Origin of the sequence: Streptomyces roseicoloratus (assembly GCF_004117935.1) — a bacterium.
Classification (GTDB): Bacteria; Actinomycetota; Actinomycetes; order Streptomycetales; family Streptomycetaceae; genus Streptomyces; species Streptomyces roseicoloratus.
This window is the reverse complement of the sequence record NZ_SDOY01000089.1, coordinates 15,003-35,258: the sequence shown is the minus strand read 5'-3', so window position 1 is coordinate 35,258 and position 20,256 is coordinate 15,003. Positions and strand designations below refer to the sequence as shown.

At 72.4% G+C, this 20,256-nt stretch carries 16 protein-coding genes and 1 riboswitch; of the genes, 11 read left to right on the top strand and 5 right to left on the bottom strand.

From position 1 onward, the window contains the following. The first annotated feature begins 41 nt into the window (after positions 1-41). From rpe to ESG85_RS08415, 5 genes are all read left to right on the top strand, one after another. The gene (gene rpe / locus ESG85_RS08435; RefSeq protein ID WP_128977426.1) at positions 42-725 is read left to right on the top strand and encodes a ribulose-phosphate 3-epimerase; all 684 of its coding nucleotides are present in this window, start codon (positions 42-44) and stop codon (positions 723-725) included. Positions 726-907: 182 nt separating this feature from the next. After that, positions 908-1,957 (top strand): sugar-binding transcriptional regulator, encoded by a 1,050-nt coding sequence (locus ESG85_RS08430; protein WP_128977425.1) that lies wholly within the window; start codon positions 908-910, stop codon positions 1,955-1,957. A gap of 90 nt (positions 1,958-2,047) precedes the next feature. After that, positions 2,048-2,554 carry a guanyl-specific ribonuclease gene (locus ESG85_RS08425; RefSeq protein ID WP_128977424.1) on the top strand — a complete coding sequence of 169 codons (507 nt, stop codon included), beginning with the start codon at positions 2,048-2,050 and terminating at the stop codon, positions 2,552-2,554. Then, on the top strand, positions 2,541-2,921 hold the full coding sequence (locus tag ESG85_RS08420) for a barstar family protein (protein ID WP_128977423.1): 381 nt from the start codon (positions 2,541-2,543) through the stop codon (positions 2,919-2,921). Before ESG85_RS08425 ends, ESG85_RS08420 begins: the two co-directional genes overlap by 14 nt. A 65-nt stretch (positions 2,922-2,986) precedes the next feature. Next, entirely contained in the window at positions 2,987-4,429 is a 1,443-nt protein-coding gene (locus ESG85_RS08415) for a GuaB1 family IMP dehydrogenase-related protein (protein WP_164986193.1), read from the top strand. A gap of 111 nt (positions 4,430-4,540) precedes the next feature. Here ESG85_RS08415 and ESG85_RS08410 read toward each other — a convergent pair whose 3' ends face one another. Further along, the gene (locus ESG85_RS08410; RefSeq protein ID WP_246094885.1) at positions 4,541-5,614 is read right to left on the bottom strand and encodes a GDSL-type esterase/lipase family protein; all 1,074 of its coding nucleotides are present in this window, start codon (positions 5,612-5,614) and stop codon (positions 4,541-4,543) included. A gap of 333 nt (positions 5,615-5,947) precedes the next feature. Here ESG85_RS08410 and ESG85_RS08405 point away from each other — a divergent pair, with 333 nt between their 5' ends. The 4 genes from ESG85_RS08405 (at position 5,948) to ESG85_RS08390 (ending at position 10,910) form a co-directional block, all read left to right on the top strand. Then, the gene (locus ESG85_RS08405) at positions 5,948-7,444 is read left to right on the top strand and encodes an amino acid permease (RefSeq protein WP_128977420.1); all 1,497 of its coding nucleotides are present in this window, start codon (positions 5,948-5,950) and stop codon (positions 7,442-7,444) included. Between the two features lie 10 nt (positions 7,445-7,454). Then, positions 7,455-7,910, top strand: coding sequence for an Lrp/AsnC family transcriptional regulator (locus ESG85_RS08400; protein WP_030691274.1), 456 nt, complete (start codon positions 7,455-7,457; stop codon positions 7,908-7,910). Positions 7,911-8,319: 409 nt separating this feature from the next. Next, the gene (locus ESG85_RS08395; RefSeq protein WP_128977419.1) at positions 8,320-9,138 is read left to right on the top strand and encodes a carbon-nitrogen hydrolase family protein; all 819 of its coding nucleotides are present in this window, start codon (positions 8,320-8,322) and stop codon (positions 9,136-9,138) included. 62 nt (positions 9,139-9,200) lie between these two features. Continuing rightward, complete coding sequence (locus tag ESG85_RS08390; protein WP_128977418.1) at positions 9,201-10,910, top strand: flavin monoamine oxidase family protein; 1,710 nt, start codon at positions 9,201-9,203, stop codon at positions 10,908-10,910. 57 nt (positions 10,911-10,967) lie between these two features. On the opposite strand, the gene ESG85_RS08385 is transcribed toward ESG85_RS08390, so the two are convergent. The 3 genes from ESG85_RS08385 to ESG85_RS08375 form a co-directional block, all read right to left on the bottom strand. Continuing rightward, positions 10,968-11,678 carry a DUF5995 family protein gene (locus tag ESG85_RS08385; RefSeq protein WP_128977417.1) on the bottom strand — a complete coding sequence of 237 codons (711 nt, stop codon included), beginning with the start codon at positions 11,676-11,678 and terminating at the stop codon, positions 10,968-10,970. Positions 11,679-11,751: 73 nt separating this feature from the next. Continuing rightward, positions 11,752-13,152, bottom strand: coding sequence for a uracil-xanthine permease family protein (locus tag ESG85_RS08380; protein WP_128977416.1), 1,401 nt, complete (start codon positions 13,150-13,152; stop codon positions 11,752-11,754). A gap of 249 nt (positions 13,153-13,401) precedes the next feature. Next, positions 13,402-14,610, bottom strand: a complete 1,209-nt coding sequence (locus ESG85_RS08375; protein ID WP_128977415.1) for an MFS transporter — start codon at positions 14,608-14,610, stop codon at positions 13,402-13,404. A gap of 155 nt (positions 14,611-14,765) precedes the next feature. Between ESG85_RS08375 and ESG85_RS08370 the strand changes: the two genes are divergently transcribed. Beyond that, on the top strand, positions 14,766-15,890 hold the full coding sequence (locus ESG85_RS08370) for an ROK family transcriptional regulator (RefSeq protein ID WP_128977414.1): 1,125 nt from the start codon (positions 14,766-14,768) through the stop codon (positions 15,888-15,890). A gap of 295 nt (positions 15,891-16,185) precedes the next feature. Here the strand turns inward: ESG85_RS08370 and ESG85_RS08360 are convergent, their stop codons facing one another. Beyond that, a complete protein-coding gene (locus ESG85_RS08360) occupies positions 16,186-18,567 on the bottom strand; it encodes a chitinase C-terminal domain-containing protein (protein ID WP_164986192.1) in 2,382 nt (793 codons plus the stop codon). A gap of 295 nt (positions 18,568-18,862) precedes the next feature. Further along, positions 18,863-18,992: riboswitch (FMN riboswitch) on the top strand. Between the two features lie 173 nt (positions 18,993-19,165). Between ESG85_RS08360 and ribD the strand changes: the two genes are divergently transcribed. After that, positions 19,166-20,254, top strand: a complete 1,089-nt coding sequence (ribD, locus tag ESG85_RS08355) for a bifunctional diaminohydroxyphosphoribosylaminopyrimidine deaminase/5-amino-6-(5-phosphoribosylamino)uracil reductase RibD (RefSeq protein WP_128977411.1) — start codon at positions 19,166-19,168, stop codon at positions 20,252-20,254. Positions 20,255-20,256: the final 2 nt, after the last annotated feature.

Sequence of the window (20,256 nt, the reverse complement as noted above, 5' to 3'; positions counted from 1 at the left end):
CCGCGGCAAAGAAGTCCTCAAGAACATGGCAGGCTTGGCACATGGCGCAGATCTATCCCAGCATCCTGTCCGCGGACTTCGCCCGGCTCGCCGATGAGGCGAAGGCGGTCGACGGAGCCGACTGGCTGCACGTCGACGTGATGGACAACCACTTCGTGCCCAACCTGACGCTGGGCGTCCCGATCGTGGAGTCGCTGGCCAGGGCCACGGACACCCCGCTCGACTGCCACCTGATGATCGAGGACCCGGACCGCTGGGCCCCGCAGTACGTGGAGGCCGGCGCGGGATCCGTCACCTTCCACGTGGAGGCGGCCGCCGCGCCGGTGCGCCTCGCCCGGGAGATCCGCGCCAAGGGCGCCCGCGCGTCCATGGCACTCAAGCCGGCCACGCCCATCGAACCGTTCGAGGACCTGCTGCCGGAGCTCGACATGCTCCTGATCATGACCGTCGAGCCCGGCTTCGGCGGCCAGGCCTTCCTCGACATCATGCTGCCGAAGATCCGCCGCACCCGTGAGCTGATCTCCAAGCACGGCCTGGAGCTCTGGCTCCAGGTCGACGGCGGCGTCTCCGAGTCCACCATCGAGCGGTGCGCCGAGGCCGGCGCCGACGTCTTCGTGGCCGGTTCCGCCGTCTACGGCGCCGCCGACCCGGCCGACGCCGTCCGCTCCCTGCGGGCCAGGGCCGACTCCGCGACCGCCTCGGCGGCCTGGGCGTGCGGCCACTGAGCCTCCACCGGCCGACCGGCACGTGAACGCGGCCCGTCGGGCCGTCGACACGACCGCTCAGGACCCGCCGGATCTGACAGGATGAACGGTGAGTCCACAGCGTGAACGCAAGCAGGAAAAGCAGCAGAAGCAGCGGCCCCGGCGCAGCGACGAAGCGCGCCGGGGGCACGCGGCAGCCGTACGTGAACAGCAGTGAGGAGATCGCGGTGGCGGGTATGTCGGCGGGACGGTCGGCCCTGCGCATGGGACCCGCGGAACTCGTGCAGGCGGCGGCCATGGCGCGCCGCTTCTACCTCGAGGGCAAATCCAAGATCCAGATCGCCGAGGAGTTCGGCGTGAGCCGCTTCAAGGTGGCCCGGGTCCTGGAGACCGCCCTGGAGCGCGACCTCGTCCGCATCGAGATCCGCGTGCCGGCCGAACTGGATGCCGAGCGCTCCGACGCGCTGCGCGCCCGCTACGGGCTGCGTCACGCCGTCGTCGTCGAGTCGCCGGCCGAGGGCGAGGACGAGTCGCCCGACCCCGAGAACCTCGGCGAGGTCGCGGCCGACCTCCTCGGCGAGCTGGTCACCGAGGGCGACGTCCTGGGCCTCGCCTGGGGCCGCTCCACCATCCACATGGCCGCCGCCCTCGACCGGCTGCCGCCCTGCACCGTCGTCCAGCTCACCGGCGTGTACGACGCGGGCACGGCCGAGCGCGGCTCGGTGGAGGCGGTGCGCCGCGCCGCCCAGGTCTCCGGCGGCGAGGCCCACCCGATCTACGCGCCGATGCTGCTGCCGGACGCGGCCACCGCCAACGCCCTGCGCAGCCAGACCGGCATCGCGCGGGCCTTCGAGTACTTCGACAAGGTCACCGTCGCCTGCGTCTCCATCGGCTCCTGGGAGCCGGGCATCTCGACCGTCCACGACATGCTCTCCGACGCCGAGCGCGCCCACTACGCCTCGCTCGGCGTCGCCGCCGAGATGTCCGCGCACCTCTTCGACGCCGAGGGCCGCCGGGTCGGCCGGGACCTCGGGGAACGCTGCATCACCGTCGAGGCGGACCGGCTGCGCCGGATCCCCGAGGTCGTCGCCATCGCGGGCGGCCAGCGCAAGGCGGCGGCGATCGGCGCGGTGCTCCGCTCCGGTCTCGTCACCAGCCTGGTGACCGACCGGTCCGCGGCCGACCACCTGCTCACCGAGTCCAGCCCCGGCCCGCGCCCCGCACTCGACCGCGCGGACCCCGACGGCATCTGACTCCGCGGCCCGCCCGCGACCGCGCCCGCCCGTCGCCCGGTGGGCGCGCCCGCACGGCGGGCCGGCCCCGGCGATGGCAGCATCGGGGCCATGATCCTTCGCAGCGCCCGGCTCGGCCTCACCCTCCTGGCCGGGCTCTCGCTGTTCCTGACGGGCCTCACCGGCTGCTCCGGCGGCGCCACCGGCCCGGGCGACCCCGCCGCCACGACCCGCACCGCGGCCGTCGCGTCCACCGCCACCTCCGGTCTCCCCGCGGCCTCCTCCCGCTCCTCCGCGGACCCCCCGGGCCGCCGCACGCCCTCCTCCGGCCTCCCCACCGTGCGCGAGGCGGACCTGCCGCCCGAGGCGCGCACGACCCTCGCCCTCATCCGGAAGGGCGGCCCCTTCCCGTACGCCAAGGACGGCACCGTCTTCTCGAACTTCGAGCGCGTCCTGCCCCGGCGCGAGCGCGGCTACTACCGCGAGTACACGGTCAGGACCCCGGGCGGACGCGACCGCGGGCCGCGGCGCATCGTCACCGGGCGGCAGGGGGAGACGTACTACACGGACGACCACTACCGCAGCTTCAGGGAGGTGGTCGCGGATGAGGATCGATGACGCCGTCGTCCTCGACCTGCACGGGGTCACCGACAAGAACGCCTTCCTCGACCGCTGCGTCCGCGCCCTCCCGCTGCCCGTCTGGTTCGGCCGCAACTGGGACGCCCTCGCCGACTGCCTCTCCGGCATGCGCGAACCCATGGCGATCGTGGTGACGGGCTGGCAGTCTTATGCCGAGGCCGCACCGGACGAATGGTCCGTCGCCGAGGAGGTGTTCTCCGCGGCGGCCCGGGCCAGCTCCGCCGGTCTCGCGGTCCTCCTCTCGCTGGGCGGAGACCTCGCCCATCTGGAGGATCGGACAAGCACCCCCGCACAAGACTCGGACGATCCGCCCGCACCGCCCCGCGCCCCCGGCGTGGGACAATGAACTACGTGCTTTTTCCCCTGGCTGAAATGCCTAGGGGCCGATCCGAACGACTGGGATGTCAGCACGTGCGTTTCCTCAATGACGTCAAGCCGCCGTACGACCTCACGTACGACGATGTGTTCATGGTGCCGAGCCGCTCGGCCGTCGGTTCCCGCCAGGGCGTGGACCTCTCCTCGCCGGACGGAACCGGTACGACGATCCCGCTGGTCGTGGCCAACATGACCGCCATCGCGGGCCGCCGCATGGCCGAGACCGTCGCCCGCCGCGGCGGCCTGGTCGTCATCCCGCAGGACATCCCGATCGAGGTCGTCACCGACGTCATCGGCTGGGTCAAGTCCCGCCACCTGGTCCTCGACACCCCGATCGTCCTGGAGCCGCACCAGACGGTCGCCGACGCCCTCTCGCTGCTGCCGAAGCGCGCGCACGAGGCCGGTGTCGTCGTCGACGAGGACCGCCGCCCGGTGGGTGTCGTCACCGACGCCGACCTGTCCGGCGTGGACCGCTTCACCCAGCTGTCCGAGGTCATGTCGAAGGACCTGCTGCTCCTCGACGCCGGCATCGAGCCGCGCGAGGCCTTCCACACCCTCGACTCCGCCAACCGCCGCTACGCCCCGGCCGTCGACGCCGACGGCAAGCTGGTCGGCATCCTCACCCGCCGGGGCGCGCTGCGCGCGACCCTCTACACCCCGGCCGTCGACGCGAACGGCCGGCTGCGCATCGCCGCCGCCGTCGGCATCAACGGCGACTTCGTCGGCAAGGCCAAGCAGCTCCTCGACGCGGGCGTGGACACGCTCGTCATCGACACCGCGCACGGCCACCAGGAGTCGATGATCAACGCGATCAAGGCCGTCCGCGCCCTGGACCCGCAGGTCCCGATCGTGGCCGGCAACATCGTCGCCGCCGAGGGCGTCAAGGACCTCGTCGAGGCCGGCGCGGACATCATCAAGGTCGGTGTGGGCCCCGGCGCCATGTGCACCACCCGCATGATGACCGGTGTGGGCCGCCCGCAGTTCTCCGCCGTCCTGGAGTGCGCCGCCGAGGCGAAGAAGTACGGCAAGCACGTCTGGGCCGACGGCGGTGTCCGTCACCCGCGCGACGTCGCCATGGCGCTCGCCGCCGGCGCGTCCAACGTCATGATCGGCTCCTGGTTCGCCGGCACGTACGAGTCCCCGGGCGACCTCCAGCACGACGCCAAGGGCCGTGCCTACAAGGAGTCCTTCGGCATGGCCTCCGCCCGTGCCGTGAAGAACCGCACGAGCGACGAGTCCGCGTACGACCGCGCCCGCAAGGCGCTGTTCGAGGAGGGCATCTCCACCTCGCGCATGTTCCTCGACCCGCAGCGCCCGGGCGTCGAGGACCTGATCGACTCGATCATCGCCGGTGTCCGTTCCTCCTGCACCTACGCCGGTGCGAGCAACCTCGCCGAGTTCGAGGAGCGCGCCGTCGTCGGCATCCAGTCCGCCGCCGGTTACGCGGAGGGCAAGCCGCTGCACGCCAGCTGGAGCTGAGCCCCACGCTCCGACGCCGCGGGCCCCCGGGAGACCACTCCCGGGGGCCCGCGGCGTTCCCCTGCGCCCCTTCCCCGTACGGGGGGCCGCCCCCTCCCGCCCTCGGGCCCCTCACAAGGGCCCTGGAGCGCCTTCTGCGGGCTTCCCGGCCCTCCGCGTGTCCACGCGGCCCGCGGGGCCCGTGGAGGCGGTGGGCGGCGCGAAGCCCGCCTCGCGCAGGGCACGCGCCACCGCGGCGCCCAGCACGGCGTGCCCCGCGTCGTTCGGGTGGAGGCCGTCGGCCAGGTGCTCCGGACGCAGGAGGCCGCGTCCCGGCAGGACGGCGAGCCGTCCGTCGCCCGCGCCGACCCGGTCCCGCGCCGCCCGCTCCATGGCCGCGCGCAGCTCCACCAGCGTCGCGCCCATCCCGTTCGGCGTCGCCTCCGCCTCCGGCCGCAGGACGGGGGAGAGGAGGAGGACCGGGGTCGTGGGATGACCCCGCCGCACGAGCGCCAGGAACGCCCGCGTGGTCTCGTACATCAGCGAGGCCGAGAACGGCACCGTCCCCCAGCAGTTCGTGCCGAAGGCGAGCGTGATCAGCTCGCCCGGGAGACGGGAGAGCTGCTCGGCGAGCGGGAGTTCGCCGCGTGCGCCGCCCGCGTAGCCGAGGTTGACCGGGTCGAGACCGAGCAGCCGGCCCGCCGTCGCGGGCCAGGAGCGGGCCGGGCGGGTGGCCCACCAGCCCTCGGTGATCGAGTCGCCGTGGACCAGCCAGCGCGGGCGGCGCGGGGCGGGCGAGACGACGCCGCCGACCGCGCGCAGACCGCGCACGACCGGCGCCTGGCCCTCGGGCAGATGGACGGTGAACTCGCCGCCGCCCGGCGGGAGTTCGATGCGCACGGAGCCCTCCTCCGCGGGCCGGGCGAAGACCTCGGCGACACAGTCCGTGCCCCGCCATAGCTGGAAGCCGTGCCGCAGCGCCCGCAGCGCGTCACCGGCGAGCGGAAGGGCCGCGCGGTACCGCAGCAGCACGGCCCGGGTCCCCGGCGCGGCCGTGAACTCCACCCGCACGCCGATCGGCAGCGCGGCCCGCTGGGCGATGTCCCAGGGCAGCCGTTGCAGGTCCGCCGGATCGGCCCGGACGGGCCGGTCACCGTCCCGCCAGGCCGTACCGCGCAGGAAGGGTCCGGGCTCCAGCCAGCTCACCTCGTACCTCCGTTCCGGCGGGTGCGGCGCGGGACGTGCGCCACAAGGAGTCCCTTCACCCGCGCGGGCCTCCGTACGCCCCCGATGTGTCGATTCATGCGGGGGAGCGCAATGTTTCCCCGTCTGTGCCGCAAGCGCGCAATGATCATCCGCGACTGCGCAACAACCCTGCATTACGGATGCGAAGCCCGGGGCCTTAGGCTCGTGCCTCGTACCAGGAGTGGCGGCGACCGCCTGCTCGGCGGTTTCCCCTTCCCCCGTGGGCTGTCTTCGCACGCCCGCGCACCGCCGCGGTCCCGCTTCGTCTACAGGCAGCGATAAGGAGCCTCCGCAGTGCTGGACCACGGCGCAGCCCCACCGGTCGACGACACGAACGTCACGACCGCCCGCAAGACCACCGGGCTCTCCGCCCTCACCCGCCGCAAGCCGGTCGAAGCCCTGGTCGCGGAGGGTGGACAGGGCGAGGGCGGCTCGCTCCGCCGCTCGCTCACGATGTGGCAGCTGACCATGATCAGCATCGGTGCGACGCTCGGCACCGGCATCTTCGTGGTGCTCGGCGAGGCGACCCCGCTCGCCGGCCCCGCGGTCGCGATCTCGTTCGTCATCGCGGGCCTCACCGCCCTCTTCTCGGCGCTCTCCTACGCCGAGCTGGCCGGCTCCATACCGGTCTCGGGTTCCTCGTACTCGTATGCGTACGCAACGATGGGTGAGCTCATCGCCTGGGTCTGCGGCTGGTGCCTGGTCCTGGAGTACGGCGTCTCCGTCGCCGCCGTGGCGGTCGGCTGGGGCGAGTACCTCAACGAGCTGCTCGACGGCACCATCGGGGTGACCATCCCCGACGCCGTCTCCGCGCCGCTCGGCGAGGGCGGGTTCATCAACCTCCCGGCCCTCGTCGTGGTCCTCCTCGCGATGGTCTTCCTGATGGGTGGCGCGAAGGAGAGCGCCCGCATCAACACGATCATGGTCGCGGTGAAGATCGTCACGCTGCTGCTCTTCATCGGCATCGGCTTCATGGGCATCAAGGCGGGCAACTACGCCCCGCTGGCCCCGCTCGGTGTGACCGGCATCAGCGCCGCGGCGGCCACCCTGTTCTTCTCGTACATCGGCTTCGACGCCGCCTCCACCGCCGGTGAGGAGGCCAAGAACCCCAAGCGGGACCTGCCGCGTGCGATCATGCTCTCGCTGCTGATCGTCACCGTGCTGTACTGCCTGGTCGCCCTGGTCGCGGTCGGCGCCATGCCGTGGCAGGACTTCGAGGGCACCGAGGCGGCCCTCGCCCAGATCATGAAGGACGTCACCGGACAGAGCTTCTGGGGCGTCGTGCTCGCGGCGGGCGCGGTCGTCGCCATCGCCAGCGTCGTCTTCGCCGTCCTCTACGGCCAGACCCGCATCCTCTTCGCGATGTCGCGTGACGGCCTCGCGCCCAAGGTCTTCGCCAAGGTCGACGCCAAGACCGGGGCCCCGCGCGCCAACACCGTGATCGTCTCGCTCTTCTGCGGCGGCCTCGCCGCGTTCATCCCGCTGGGCGAACTGGCCAACGCCACGAGCATCGGCACGCTGTTCGCCTTCGCGCTGGTCAACGTCGCGGTCGTGGTCCTGCGCTACACGCGGCCCGAGATGAACCGCACCTTCAAGGTGATGCTCTTCCCGGTGACCCCGATCCTGGGCTTCCTCTTCTGCGGCTACATGATGTTCAGCCTTCCGGCCATCACCTGGATGTGGTTCGGCGGCTGGATGATCGCGGGTCTCGTGTTCTACTTCCTGTACGGCATGCGCCGCTCCCGACTGGCCACGGCACCGGCCGTGGCAGAGGCTCCAGCAGAGAAGTGATCCACCCGTAGTGCGACTCAACGACCTCGACGAACGCATCGTCCACGCCCTCGCGGAAGACGCCCGCCGCAGCTACGCCGACATCGGCTCGCTGGTCGGTCTTTCCGCGCCCGCCGTGAAGCGACGCGTGGACCGGCTCCGCGCCGAGGGCGCCATCACCGGCTTCACCGTACGGGTGGACCCGGCGGCGCTCGGCTGGGAGACCGAGGGGTTCGTCGAGATCTACTGCCGCCACAACACCTCGCCGGAGGACATCCGGCGAGGGCTGGAGCGGTATCCGGAGGTGGTGTCCGCGTCGACCGTCACCGGTGACGCGGACGCCGTCGTCCAGGTCTTCGCCTCCGACATGCGCCACTTCGAGCGCGTCCTGGAGCGGATCGCGGGCGAGCCCTTCGTGGAGCGCACCAAGTCCGTCCTGGTGCTCTCGCCGCTGCTGCGGCGCTTCTCCTCCGGCTCGCCCGCGTAGCGGACGCACCGGCCAGGCCCGACGGCCCGGACGGGACAGAACCCGGACCGGCGAGCCCGGTGCGATGAGCTCGGACCCGGACCGACGGGCCCGGACCCGTACCGACGAAGGGACCGCCCACCCCCGTGGAGCGGTCCCTCCGTCGTACCGGCCTCCCCTCTTCCGCAGCCGGCCGCGCCGGGGCGTCGGGCCGCGGCAGGGTCCTGGTCTCCGCCGTGCGGCGGGGGGAGTCCTCCGCCCGCGGGCGGAGCGGCGCGCAACGATTCGCCGCGGTCACCGGAGATCGCGCAACGGTTCGACGGTCGGTCCGCAACGGTCTCGCCTTGTCCCGGGTGAGTCCGAAACCGTACCGTTTTTGACGTCTTCCTTTGGAAGTCTCACCCTCCCCTCCGCCCCCACGAGGAACGCCATGCCCGCGCTGCGCACCGCCCTGCTCCAGAGCTCCGGACAGCTCGGTGACGTCGCCGCGAATCTGAAGCTCCTCGATGAGGCCGCGGCCCGTGCCGCCGCCGCGGGGGCCGGGCTGCTGGTCGCACCCGAGCTCTTCCTCACCGGCTACGCCATCGGCGCCGACATCGCCCGCCTGGCCGAGCCGGCCGACGGCCCGTCCGCCCGCGCCGCCGCCGGGATCGCCGCCCGCCACGGCCTGGCCGTCGCCTACGGCTATCCGGAGCGCGACACCGAGCGGCACGGCGTCGTCTACAACGCGGCCCGGCTCGTCGGTGCCGACGGCACCCTGCTGGCGAACTACCGCAAGACCCACCTCTTCGGCGACTTCGAGCTGAAGTGGTTCACGCCCGGAGACCGGAGCGTCGTCCAGGCGGAGCTCGGCGGACTCACCGTCGGCCTGATGATCTGCTACGACGTCGAGTTCCCGGAGAACGTCCGGGCGCAGGCGCTGGCCGGCACGGACCTCCTCCTCGTGCCGACCGCGCTCATGCACCCCGCCGAGATCGTGCCCGACGCCGTGGTCCCCGTACGCGCCTTCGAGAACCAGCTCTACATCGCGTACGCCAACCGGACCGGACCCGAGGGCGACTTCGCGTTCGTCGGCCGGTCCGCCCTCGCCGCCCCCGACGGCACCGCCCGGGCCCGGGCCGGCCAGGGCGAGGACCTCGTGTTCGGTGACGTCGACCCCGACGTCCTCGCCGCGTCCCGCGCGCTCAACCCGTACCTCCGCGACCGGCGGCCCGGCCTCTACGGCGCGCTGACCGACGACCGGACCTGAGCGCCGCCCCTCCGCCCTCCCACCCGCTCCACCCCTGTTTCCGTGCAAGGAGTCCGTACCCCATGACGTCCACGGTGCCCACCGCCGTCCAGCACACCGACGGCCAGCCCCCGATCACGATGTTCGGTCCGGACTTCCCGTACGCCTACGACGACTATCTGGCCCACCCGGCCGGCCTCGGGCAGATACCCGCGACCGAGCACGGCACCGAGGTCGCGGTCATCGGCGGCGGCCTGTCCGGCATCATCGCGGCGTACGAGCTGATGAAGATGGGCCTCAAGCCCGTCGTGTACGAGGCCGACCAGATCGGCGGCCGGCTGCGCACCGTCGGCTTCGAGGGCCCGGAGACCGACGGCCTGACCGCCGAGATGGGCGCGATGCGCTTCCCGCCCTCGTCCACGGCGCTCCAGCACTACATCGACCTGGTGGGCCTGACGACCAGGCCGTTCCCGAACCCGCTGGCCGAGGCCACGCCCTCGACCGTCGTCGACCTCAAGGGCGAGTCGCACTACGCCGAGACCATCGACGACCTGCCGCAGGTCTACCGTGACGTCGCCGCGGCCTGGAACAAGTGCCTCGACGAGGGCGCCGACTTCTCCGACATGAACCGCGCCATGCGCGAGCGTGACGTGCCGCGCATCCGCGAGATCTGGGCGAAGCTCGTCGAGAAGCTCGACAACCAGACCTTCTACGGCTTCCTCTGCGAGTCGGAGGCCTTCAAGTCCTTCCGGCACCGCGAGATCTTCGGTCAGGTCGGCTTCGGCACCGGCGGCTGGGACACCGACTTCCCGAACTCCATCCTGGAGATCCTGCGGGTCGTCTACACCGAGGCCGACGACCACCACCGCGGCATCGTCGGCGGCTCGCAGCAGCTGCCGCTGCGCCTCTGGGAGCGCGAGCCGCAGAAGATCGTCCACTGGCCGCTGGGCACCTCGCTCGCCTCGCTGCACGAGGGCGACCCGCGCCCGGCCGTCACCCGGCTGAACCGCACCTCCGGCAACCGGATCACGGTCACCGACGCCTCCGGCGACATCCGCACCTACCAGGCGGCGATCTTCACCGCCCAGTCCTGGATGCTGCTGTCCAAGATCGCCTGTGACGACTCGCTCTTCCCGATCGACCACTGGACGGCGATCGAGCGGACCCACTACATGGAGTCCTCGAAGCTGTTCGTGCCGGTCGACCGGCCGTTCTGGCTGGACAAGGCCGTCGACGACGAGGGCAATCCGACCGGGCGTGACGTCATGTCGATGACGCTGACCGACCGGATGACCCGCGGCACGTACCTGCTGGACGACGGCCCGGACAAGCCGGCCGTCATCTGCCTCTCGTACACGTGGTGCGACGACAGCCTGAAGTGGCTGCCGCTGTCCGCGAACGAGCGGATGGAGGTCATGCTCAAGTCGCTCGGCGAGATCTACCCGAAGGTCGACATCCGGAAGCACATCATCGGCAACCCGGTGACCGTGTCCTGGGAGAACGAGCCCTACTTCATGGGCGCCTTCAAGGCCAACCTGCCGGGTCACTACCGCTACCAGCGCCGCCTGTTCACCCACTTCATGCAGGACCGGCTGCCCGAGGACAAGCGGGGCATCTTCCTCGCGGGCGACGACATCTCGTGGACGGCCGGCTGGGCCGAGGGCGCGGTGCAGACGGCGCTCAACGCGGTGTGGGGCGTGATGCACCACTTCGGCGGCGCCACCGACGCCACCAACCCGGGCCCGGGCGACGTGTACGACGAGATCGCCCCGGTCGAGCTGCCGGAGGACTGATCCCCCAGGGCCCGGTCCAGGGCCTCCGCGGCTCACGGCCCCCAGGCCGTCGGGGCCTCAGGGCCTGGCCAGGGGCGTGAGCAGCATCCGTCCCACCAGGCCCACCGACCGGTCGAGGCGTTCGGTGAACTCCTCGGCCAGGTCGGGCAGCCGCCGCAGCTGCCACAGCGAGCGGGCGGCGAACCAGGCCCCGTCGCGGGCCCGGTCCAGGCTCCAGCAGCCGAGCAGATGCGTCAGCGGGTCCGCGATCTCCAGGAGGTCCGGGCCCGGCATCAGTTCCTCGCGGATGCGCTCCTCCAGGAGGACCAGGACGTCGCCGACCCGGTCGAACTCGTCCTCCAGGTCCGCGGGCGCGCACTCCAGGGTGCGGCAGGTGTCGACCACCGCGAGGGCCAGGTCGTGGCCGATGTGGGCGTTGATCCCGGCGAGCGCGAACTGCAGCGGCCGTACGCCGGGATGCCGCCGGTAGTGGAAGAGCGGCCGCCAGCAGGCCGGGGCCCGGCCGCCGGCCGCGACGGCGTCGACGACCTCGAGATAGCGCTGGGCGAACCGTACGTCCAGGGTGGCGGCCGCCCGCCGGTCGGCGAAGGATCCGGACTCGATGGCCCGGCCGATCTCCTCGGTGACCGTCAGATAGACCCGGTTGAACACGGCGACGCCGTCGGCCGGGTGCCAGGCCGAGCGGATGGCCCGCATCCGGTCCACCACGGGGTCGACGGCCGTGAACGGCCCGAGCTGGATGTCCTGCGTCTGCGCCGTGTATGCCATGGCTGCAGGGTGGCAGCAGAGAGGCCGGACGGCGGTGTTCCGCCACCCGGCTTCCCCAGAACGGGCGAATGTGTCAGGACTTCGCCGTGGGCTCCTCGCCCGTGGTGCCCTCGTACGAGCTGGTGCCGGAGTCCAGGAGCGGCTCCTGCTGCTTGAGGTGGGCGGGTGCGAAGGCGCCCAGCACGTGGTAGCCGGTGATGACGACGATGGTGCCGAGCGCGATGCCGCCGAGCTCGAAGGTGTCGGTGAACGTGAGCTTCACGCCGCCGACGCCGATGATGATGCCGGCCGCGGCGGGCACCAGGTTGAGCGGGTTGCGCAGGTCGACCCGGGCGTTGGTCCAGATCTGGGCGCCGAGCAGGCCGATCATGCCGTAGAGGATGACGGTGATGCCGCCGAGCACGCCGCCGGGGATGGCGGCGACGACCGCGCCGAACTTCGGGCAGAGGCCGAAGAGCAGGGCGAAGCCGGCCGCGGCCCAGTAGGCGGCGGTGGAGTAGACCCGGGTCGCGGCCATGACACCGATGTTCTCGGAGTACGTGGTGTTCGGCGGGCCGCCCACGGCGGTGGACAGCATGGAGGCGGCGCCGTCGGCGGCGATCGCGGTGCCGAGCTTGTCGTCCAGCGGGTCGCCGGTCATCTCGCCGACGGCCTTGACGTGCCCGGCGTTCTCGGCGATGAGGGCGATCACCACGGGCAGGGCCACGAGGATCGCGGACCACTCGAAGCTGGGGCCGTGCAGGGTGGGCAGGCCGATCCAGTCGGCCTGGGAGACGCCGGAGAGGTCGAGTCGCCAGTGGTCGGTGACCCGGCCGTCCGCCCCCGTCGAATGGATCTTCCCGAAGACCAGGTCGAAGACCCAGGAGACGGCATAGCCGAAGACGAGGCCGAGGAAGATCGCGATGCGGGACCAGAAGCCGCGCAGGCAGACCACGGCGAGGCCGGTGAACAGCATCACCAGCAGCGCCGTCCACTGGTCCTGAGGCCAGTACGTGGCGGCCGTGACCGGGGCCAGGTTGAAGCCGATCAGCATGACGACCGCGCCGGTGACGACCGGCGGCATGGCCGCGTGGATGATCCGCGCCCCGAACCTCCTCACCGCGAGGCCCGCGAGGAACAGCACCGCGCCGACCACGAACACCGCGCCGGTCACGGTCGCGCTGCTGCCGCCGGAGGCCCGGATGGCGGCGGCGACGCCCACGAAGGAGAGCGAGCAGCCCAGGTACGACGGGACCGTGCCGCGGGTCGCGAGCAGGAAGATCACGGTGGCGACACCGGACATCATGATCGCGAGGTTGGGGTCGAGGCCCATGAGGACGGGGGCGACGAAGGAGGCTCCGAACATCGCCACCACGTGCTGGGCGCCGAGCCCGGCCGTACGGGGCCAGGAGAGGCGTTCGTCCGGACGGACGACTGCTCTCGGAGCGGGTGTCCTCCCGTCGCCGTGCAGGGTCCAGCGCACGCCGAGGCTCATGTGCTCGCTCCAGTTTCCGTGGGTCGGGATCGCGGGGAGGGGACGTCTTTCGGTCCTGTCGTGCAGTGACCGAAAAAGATCAGCCATATGGTAGGTCCTGTCCGGTCCCGACAGGCCGGACAGGACCCGGGCGCCGCGGGCCCACGGAGCACCCGGTCCGCCCCGGGGCAGCGGACCGCGGGCGCCGTGGGCCGGCGGACCCCTTCGGCGGTGCCGTGGGCCGGCGGACCACTTCGGCGGTGCCGAGGGTCAGCGGACCTTTTCGACGGCGCCGCGCTCCGCCGCCCCCGCCGTCCGCCGCTCGCCGGTCCTGAGCACACCCGCCCCCAGCACCAGACCGAAGGCCAGCAGGGTCACCAGTCCGAAGGAGAAGGCCAGCGAGGTCGCGTCCGCGATGCCGCCGATCGCCGAGGGGGCGATGAGGCCCGAGGTGTACGTGATGGTGGCGACGCCCGCGATGGCCTGGCTCGGGTTGGGGCCGCTGCGGCCGGCTGCGGCGAACGCCAGCGGGACGACGACCGCCACACCGAGCCCCATGAGGCCGAAACCCGCCAGCGCCAGGGCCACGTGCGGGGCGAACACCACGAGCAGACCGCCGGCGGTCGCGGCCACGCCGCCGACGCGCACCGTGCGCACCGCCCCGAAGCGGTCCACCACCCGGTCGCCGGCCAGCCGTGCCACGGCCATGGTCAGGGCGAAGGCCGTGGTGGAGGCGGCGGCGAGACCGGCGGAGGTGCCCAGTTCCTCCTTCAGGTAGACCGCCGACCAGTCCAGGCTGGCACCCTCCGCGAACACCCCGCAGAACCCGATCGCGCCGATGACCAGGGCGGATCGCGGCGGCAGCGAGAACCGCGGCGGCGCCTCCTCCTCCGGCGCGCTCTGCAGGTCGAGCACGCCCTGGCAGGCGGCCAGACCGAGCGCGGTCAAGGCGAGCGCGGCGACCAGATGGTGCAGCCGGGCGTCGCCGCCGAGGTGCGCGGCGACGGTGCCGGCGGCCGAGCCGATCAGGGCGCCCACGCTCCACATGCCGTGCAGCCCGGACATGATGGAGCGGCCGAGCCGGTTCTCGGTCTCGACGCCGAGCGCGTTCATGGCGACGTCGGACATGCCGGCCGTGGCGCCGTAGACGAACAGGGCCGCGCACAGGCCGTAGACGTTCGGCGCGAGCGAGGGCAGCGTCAGGGACAGGGTCCACAGCACGAGCAGACCGCGCAGCGCGTTCCGGGCGCCGAAGCGGTGGCTGATCGCGCCGGCGAGGGGCATCGCGAGCGAGGCGCCGATCGCCGGGAACGCGAGGGCGAGCCCGAGCGCGCCCGCGCCGACGCCCGCGTGGTCCTGGATCCAGGGAATGCGGGTGGCGAAGCTGCCGGTGACCGCGCCGTGGACGCAGAAGACGGCGGCGACGGCGAAACGGGCGCGCCGCAGCCGCTCGCTGGTGAAGACGGTCTGCGCCGTCATGGGCCCTCCCCGGAGTGGTCGTCCTCGACGGGCCGTAAACTATCAGGAACCCTGCCTGATAAATAGTGTCCGCAGAGGCCCGGGGCGACGGGCCGCGCCGGACGGCCGTACGCCGGTACCCGGAACGCCTCCGGCCAGTCTGAGAGGATCGCCGCATGGCCGCATCCCCGAGCACCGCGCGGGCCATCAACGACCGGCTCGCCCTGCGACTGCTCCAGGACGAGGGCCCGTTGACGGCCGCCCAGCTCAAGACCCGCACCGGACTGTCCCGGCCCACCGTCGCCGACCTCGTCGAACGGCTCCGGGGCTCGGGACTCGTCCATGTCGTCGGCGAGTCCGGAGCCGACCGCCGCGGCCCCAACGCCAAGCTCTACGGGATCGTCGCCGACCGCGCCCACCTCGCCGCCCTCGACGTCCGCACGCGCTCCGTCTCGGTCACCGTCACCGACCTCGTCGGCACCCCGCTCGCGGAGGCGGCCGCCCCCGTCGGCGACGCCGACGGCACCGGCACCGCCGTCGAGCGGGCCGTCACCCTCCTGGAGCGGACCGCGAAGCGGGCCGGCGTGGCCCGGCTCCACACCGTGGCCGTCGGCGCACCCGGCCTCATCGACCCGGCCACCGGCGAGCTGCGCGACTCCACCGGACTGCCTGCCTGGCACCGCCGGCTCATCGGCGTCCTCCAGGAGCGGCTCCCGGCCCGCGTCCTGGTCGAGAACGAGACCAACCTCGCCGCCCTCGCCGAACTGCGCGAGGGCGCGGCCGGCGACCGGGACGACTTCGTCCTCCTCTGGCTCGGCCAGGGCGTCGGCGCGGCGGTCGTCCTCGGCGGCAGGCTGCGCCGCGGCGCCTCCGGCGGCGCCGGCGAGATCGGCTTCCTGCCCGTCCCCGGCACCTCCGGGCTGCCCTCGGCCACCGGCTGCGACGGCGGCTTCCACGAGCTGGCCTGCGTCGCCGCCGTCGACGCCCTGGCCGCCGCCCACGGCCTCGCCCCCGCCACGGCGCTCACCTCCGGGCACGGCCCGTTCCTCGATGCCCTCGCCCACCGCCTGGCGATCGGCGCGGCCGCGGTCGTCTCCGTCCTGGACCCCGGCTGCGTGGTCCTGGCCGGCGAGACCGGTCACCAGGGCGGGCAGGAGCTCGCCGCCCGCGTCGAGGCCGTCCTCACCTCGCTCTCACCGCTGCGCACCGAGGTGCGCGCCACCACCCTCGGCGACGCGGCGGTCCTGCGGGGCGCGCTGCTGCGGGCCCGCGACGCGGCGCAGGACGAGCTCTTCCCGTAAGGACGGCGCCACCGCCACCGCTCCCGCCACCGCCACCGTTCCCGCTCCCGAAGCTCCCCGACCTCGAAACTCCCTGCCTCTCGTCCTCCCGAACGCCCCGAACGCCCCGAGCGCCCCGAGCACCTCCCAACGCCCCGAGCGCCCCGAACGCCACCGCGCCGCGTCCCGGACAGGGGGACGCGGCGCGACGGGGGAGACCCGGCGGCGGCAAGGGCCGTGAGAACCGCCGCCGGGGGTTTCATGCGTTGACGGGAGGCTTCGTTCCGTCGGTCAGCAGGAGCCCTGGTCCTTCAGGTCAGCAGGCGCCCTGGTCCTTCCAGACGCCCCACTCGCCGGTCGTACCCGGCTCCTCGTTCTGGGTCCACCACTGGGCCTTCCAGGTGTGGCCCTTGTGGGAGACCAGCGAACCGCCGTTGTAGACCTGGCCGGCCACGTACGCCGGGGCGGTGCAGCCCGTGGGCGGCGTCGTCGGCGGGGTCGTGGGCGGGGTGGTCGGGGGAGTGGTCGGCGGGGTCGTGGGCTCCGTCGTCGGCGGCGTGGTGGGCGGGGTCGTGGTGCCCGGCTCCACCGTCGTCGTGCCGCGCGCCAGGTCACCGGCGAGCGCGTACGTCGTGCCGTTGATGTTCACCGTCCAGTTCGACGGGGTCGAGACCGGCAGGTAGTAGTTGAAGGCCAGGTCGACCGAGGCGCCCGGGGCCAGCGACTGCCAGGCCGGGAGCTTCAGGGAGACCCGGTGGAAGTCGCCCTTCAGGCCGCCGACGTTGCTGCCCGTGTGGTCGCTGCTGATCACCTTGGTGCCGAAACCGGACTGGTCGGAGGCGTTGCTCGGCGCCGAGGTGCCGTAGTCGAACTGGAACTCCGTGCCGCCCGGCAGCGCGGTGGCGGTGTTGTTGGTGATCTTGATCTTCGGGGTGATCGGGTAGTTGGAGTCGCCCAGCTTGAACTCGGTGAACTCCACGCCCACGTTCACGGCCTGGGTCGGCAGCGCCTTGTTGCTCTTCTTCGCGCCGTAGGGGGTGGCGGCCTTGAACTTGTCGTACATCAGCGAGGTGAGCGTGTCGCCCATCTCGTACTGGCCCTTGGCCGCGTTCCAGCCGTAGTCGCCGGCCAGCTCCCAGATCATCGTGCCGCCGATGCCGCGGTCGACCACGTAGTCGGCCTTGGCGGCCACCGACTGCTCGTCCTCGGTGGACAGGAAGACCTTCTTCTGGGCGTTCCACAGCCACGGGGCGACCAGCGTGGAGTCGTACTTGCGGGCGTAGGTGCCGGTCAGCGTGGTGTTCGCCGGGAAGCCGTACTGCGTGACGTAGTCGCCGACGATGCCCTTCTCGAGGTTCTTGGCGTGCCACATCGGGTTGGAACCCGCGGGCGACTCCTGCCCGTTGGTGTCCTTGTCGTGCCACAGGTTGTCGATGCCGACGGCGCCGTCACCGCACTTGGTCAGACCGGCCCCGGCCGGGCAGCTGGTCGCGGCGGCCTTGCCCCACAGACCGTCGGTGCCGCCCTGCACGTTCTTGTGGCCGCGGGTGTAGTACGGCAGGCCGATGTTGATCCGGCCGGACGGCATGGAGCCGCGGAAGTAGTGGTACGCCCAGTCGGTGTTGAGGTAGCCGATGTTGCCGTACTGCGCGGAGCCGTAGACGTTGGCCGCGGCGAGCTCGCCGTCCTTGCCGTCGTCGAAGAGCGAGGCGTTCGGGCCGACGTACTCGTTCCAGGCGCCGTGCAGGTCGTAGGACATGATGTTGACGTAGTCCAGGTACTTCTGCACCTGGAAGGTCTCCATGCCGCGCAGCAGGTAGCCGGAGGAGGGCGCGGCGACGGTCAGCAGGTAGTGCCTGCCGTCGGCGGCGCCGGCCCTGTCGAGCTTCTCGCGCAGGGACTTCATCAGGGCGGCGTAGCCCTTGACGAGGCCCGCCCGGCGCGCGTTGGCGACCTGCCAGTCGAGCGGGTTGCCCGCGTCCTTCATCGTCGTCGGGTACTCGTAGTCGATGTCGACGCCGTTGAAGCCGTACTTCCTGATGAAGTCGACCGCGGAGTTCGCGAACGTGTCGATGCCCGCCTGGTTGACCGAGCCGTCGGCGTTGGTGGCCATCGAGTAGAAGCCGCCGGAGTTCACGCGGTCGCCGTTGTCGTCGAAGTAGCCGCCGGTCTCCGCCCAGCCGCCGACCGAGATCAGCGTCCTGACGTTCGGGTGCTGCTTCTTGAACTTGTTCAGCTGGTTGAAGTGGCCCTTGTAGGGAAACTCCGGGTCCATCTCGGCGCCCGCGACGCCGGGCCAGGTCATCCCGGTGGACGCGTTGTCCGGTCCGTCGGCTCCCACGGACAGCTTGTTGTCGCCGCCGACGTGGCCGAAGGCGTAGTTGACGTGGGTGATCTTGTCCCACGGGATGTCCTTGGCGAGATAGGCGGGCTGGCCGTTCTTGCCGGTACGCCAGCTCGTGAAGTAGCCGATGACCCGGCGCTGGTGGTCCGCGCCCATCTTCTCGCGGCCCTCGGTGTCGTAGACCGAGCAGTACGGGACGTCGACGCCGGGCGTCTTGTAGAGGCCGTCGGGGCGACAGGACTCGTTGTCGGCGGCGTACGAGACGCCGCCCGCGGCGAGGGAGCTGATCAGCAGCCCGGCGACGGCGGCGCCGGAAGCGAGCAGCGAGGCCCTCTTCTGGGTGGGGGACAACACGATCGGTTCCTCCAAGGGAGGTTTGGGCCCCGCGCGCCGCGAGCGACGCTGGGGGAAGAACACAACGAACAAGGGGATGGGTCGTGTTGGGCCCGTGGAGTGCGCACGCCGACGGGCCGTTACCTCGGAGGTGACACGGAGATTAAGAGGACTAGACCAGTGCGTCAATAGGTCTGGACCAACGAGGAAATCCGTGACAGGCTGTGGCAGGGCCATGGCGAGTTGTGAGCCAGCCCACAGGGCCTCACCCGCATGGCCGGTTCCCGGCCGTGGCACACTGGCCCTGTATCAGCAGCAGCGCACTCCGGGGTCGGTGTAATTCCGAACCGGCGGTATAGTCCGCGACCCGTCCGCAGCCAGCGGCCGGTTGACCAGGTGAGATTCCTGGACCGACGGTGAAAGTCCGGATGGGAGGCAGTGCGCGGCGGGCGACCCCGGCAAGGGGTGCGTCGGCCGTACGTCCGCTGGTCGCCGTACCCGTCCCGGGTGCCGGCGCACCGGGGACCCGGCCTCGGCACACCCTGCGCGAGGCGTCGTACCCGCTCCCTGTCGTCATCGACAGCCCCGGAGTCCGTGCCCGAAGAGGCAGGAGGACCCGGTGGCCACCCAGGCCGACATCACCGCCATGCGACGCGCGATCGCGCTCGCCGCCCGCGGTCTCGGCTCCACCAGTCCCAACCCGGTCGTCGGCTGCGTCGTCACGGACGCCTCCGGCCGGCCCGTCGGCGAGGGCTGGCACCAGCGCGCCGGCGGCCCGCACGCCGAAGTGCACGCCCTGCGCGCGGCCGGCGAGCAGGCCCGCGGCGGCACCGCGTACGTCACCCTCGAACCCTGCAACCACACCGGCCGCACCGGCCCCTGCGCCCAGGCCCTCATCGAGGCCGGCGTCGCCCGCGTCGTGTACGCGGTCGGCGACCCGAACCCGCAGGCCACCGGAGGTGCCGACACCCTGCGCGCGGCCGGGATCCAGGTCGGCCAGGGCCTCCTCGAGGCCGAGGCCGAGACGGGCAACCTCGCCTGGCTCACCTCCGTGCGCCGCGGCCGCCCCTTCGTCCGCTGGAAGTACGCCGCCACCCTCGACGGCCGGATCGCCGCCGCCGACGGCACCTCCCGCTGGATCAGCTCCGCCGACTCCCGCGCCGACGTCCACCGGCTGCGCGCCGAGGCCGACGCCGTCGTCGTCGGCTCCGGAACCGCCCGCGCCGACGACCCCCACCTCGCCGTCCGCGGCGTCGAGGGCGCCGTACAGCCGCTGCGCGTCGTCGTCGACACCGAGGCCACCGCCGTCAAGCCCGGCGCCCGCGTCCTCGACGCCGCCGCCCCCACCCTGATCGCCGTCGCCGAGGACGCCGAGACCACGCTCACCGACGTCGTCCGGCTGCCGCGCGCCGAGCGCGGCCTCGACGTCACCGCCCTCCTCGACGCCCTGCACACCCGCGGCGTCCGCTCCGTCCTCCTCGAAGGCGGCCCCACCCTCGCCGGCGCCTTCCTCGCCGCGGGAGCCGTCGACCAGGTCGTCGGCTACCTCGCCCCGGTCCTCCTCGGCGCGGGCCCTTCCGCCCTTGCCGACGCCGGAATCACCACCATCACCGACGCGTTGCGCCTCGACGTCACCGAGACCGTGCGCATCGGACCCGACATCCGCATCACCGCGACCCCCGTCGTCACGACCCCCAAGGGAGCCTGACC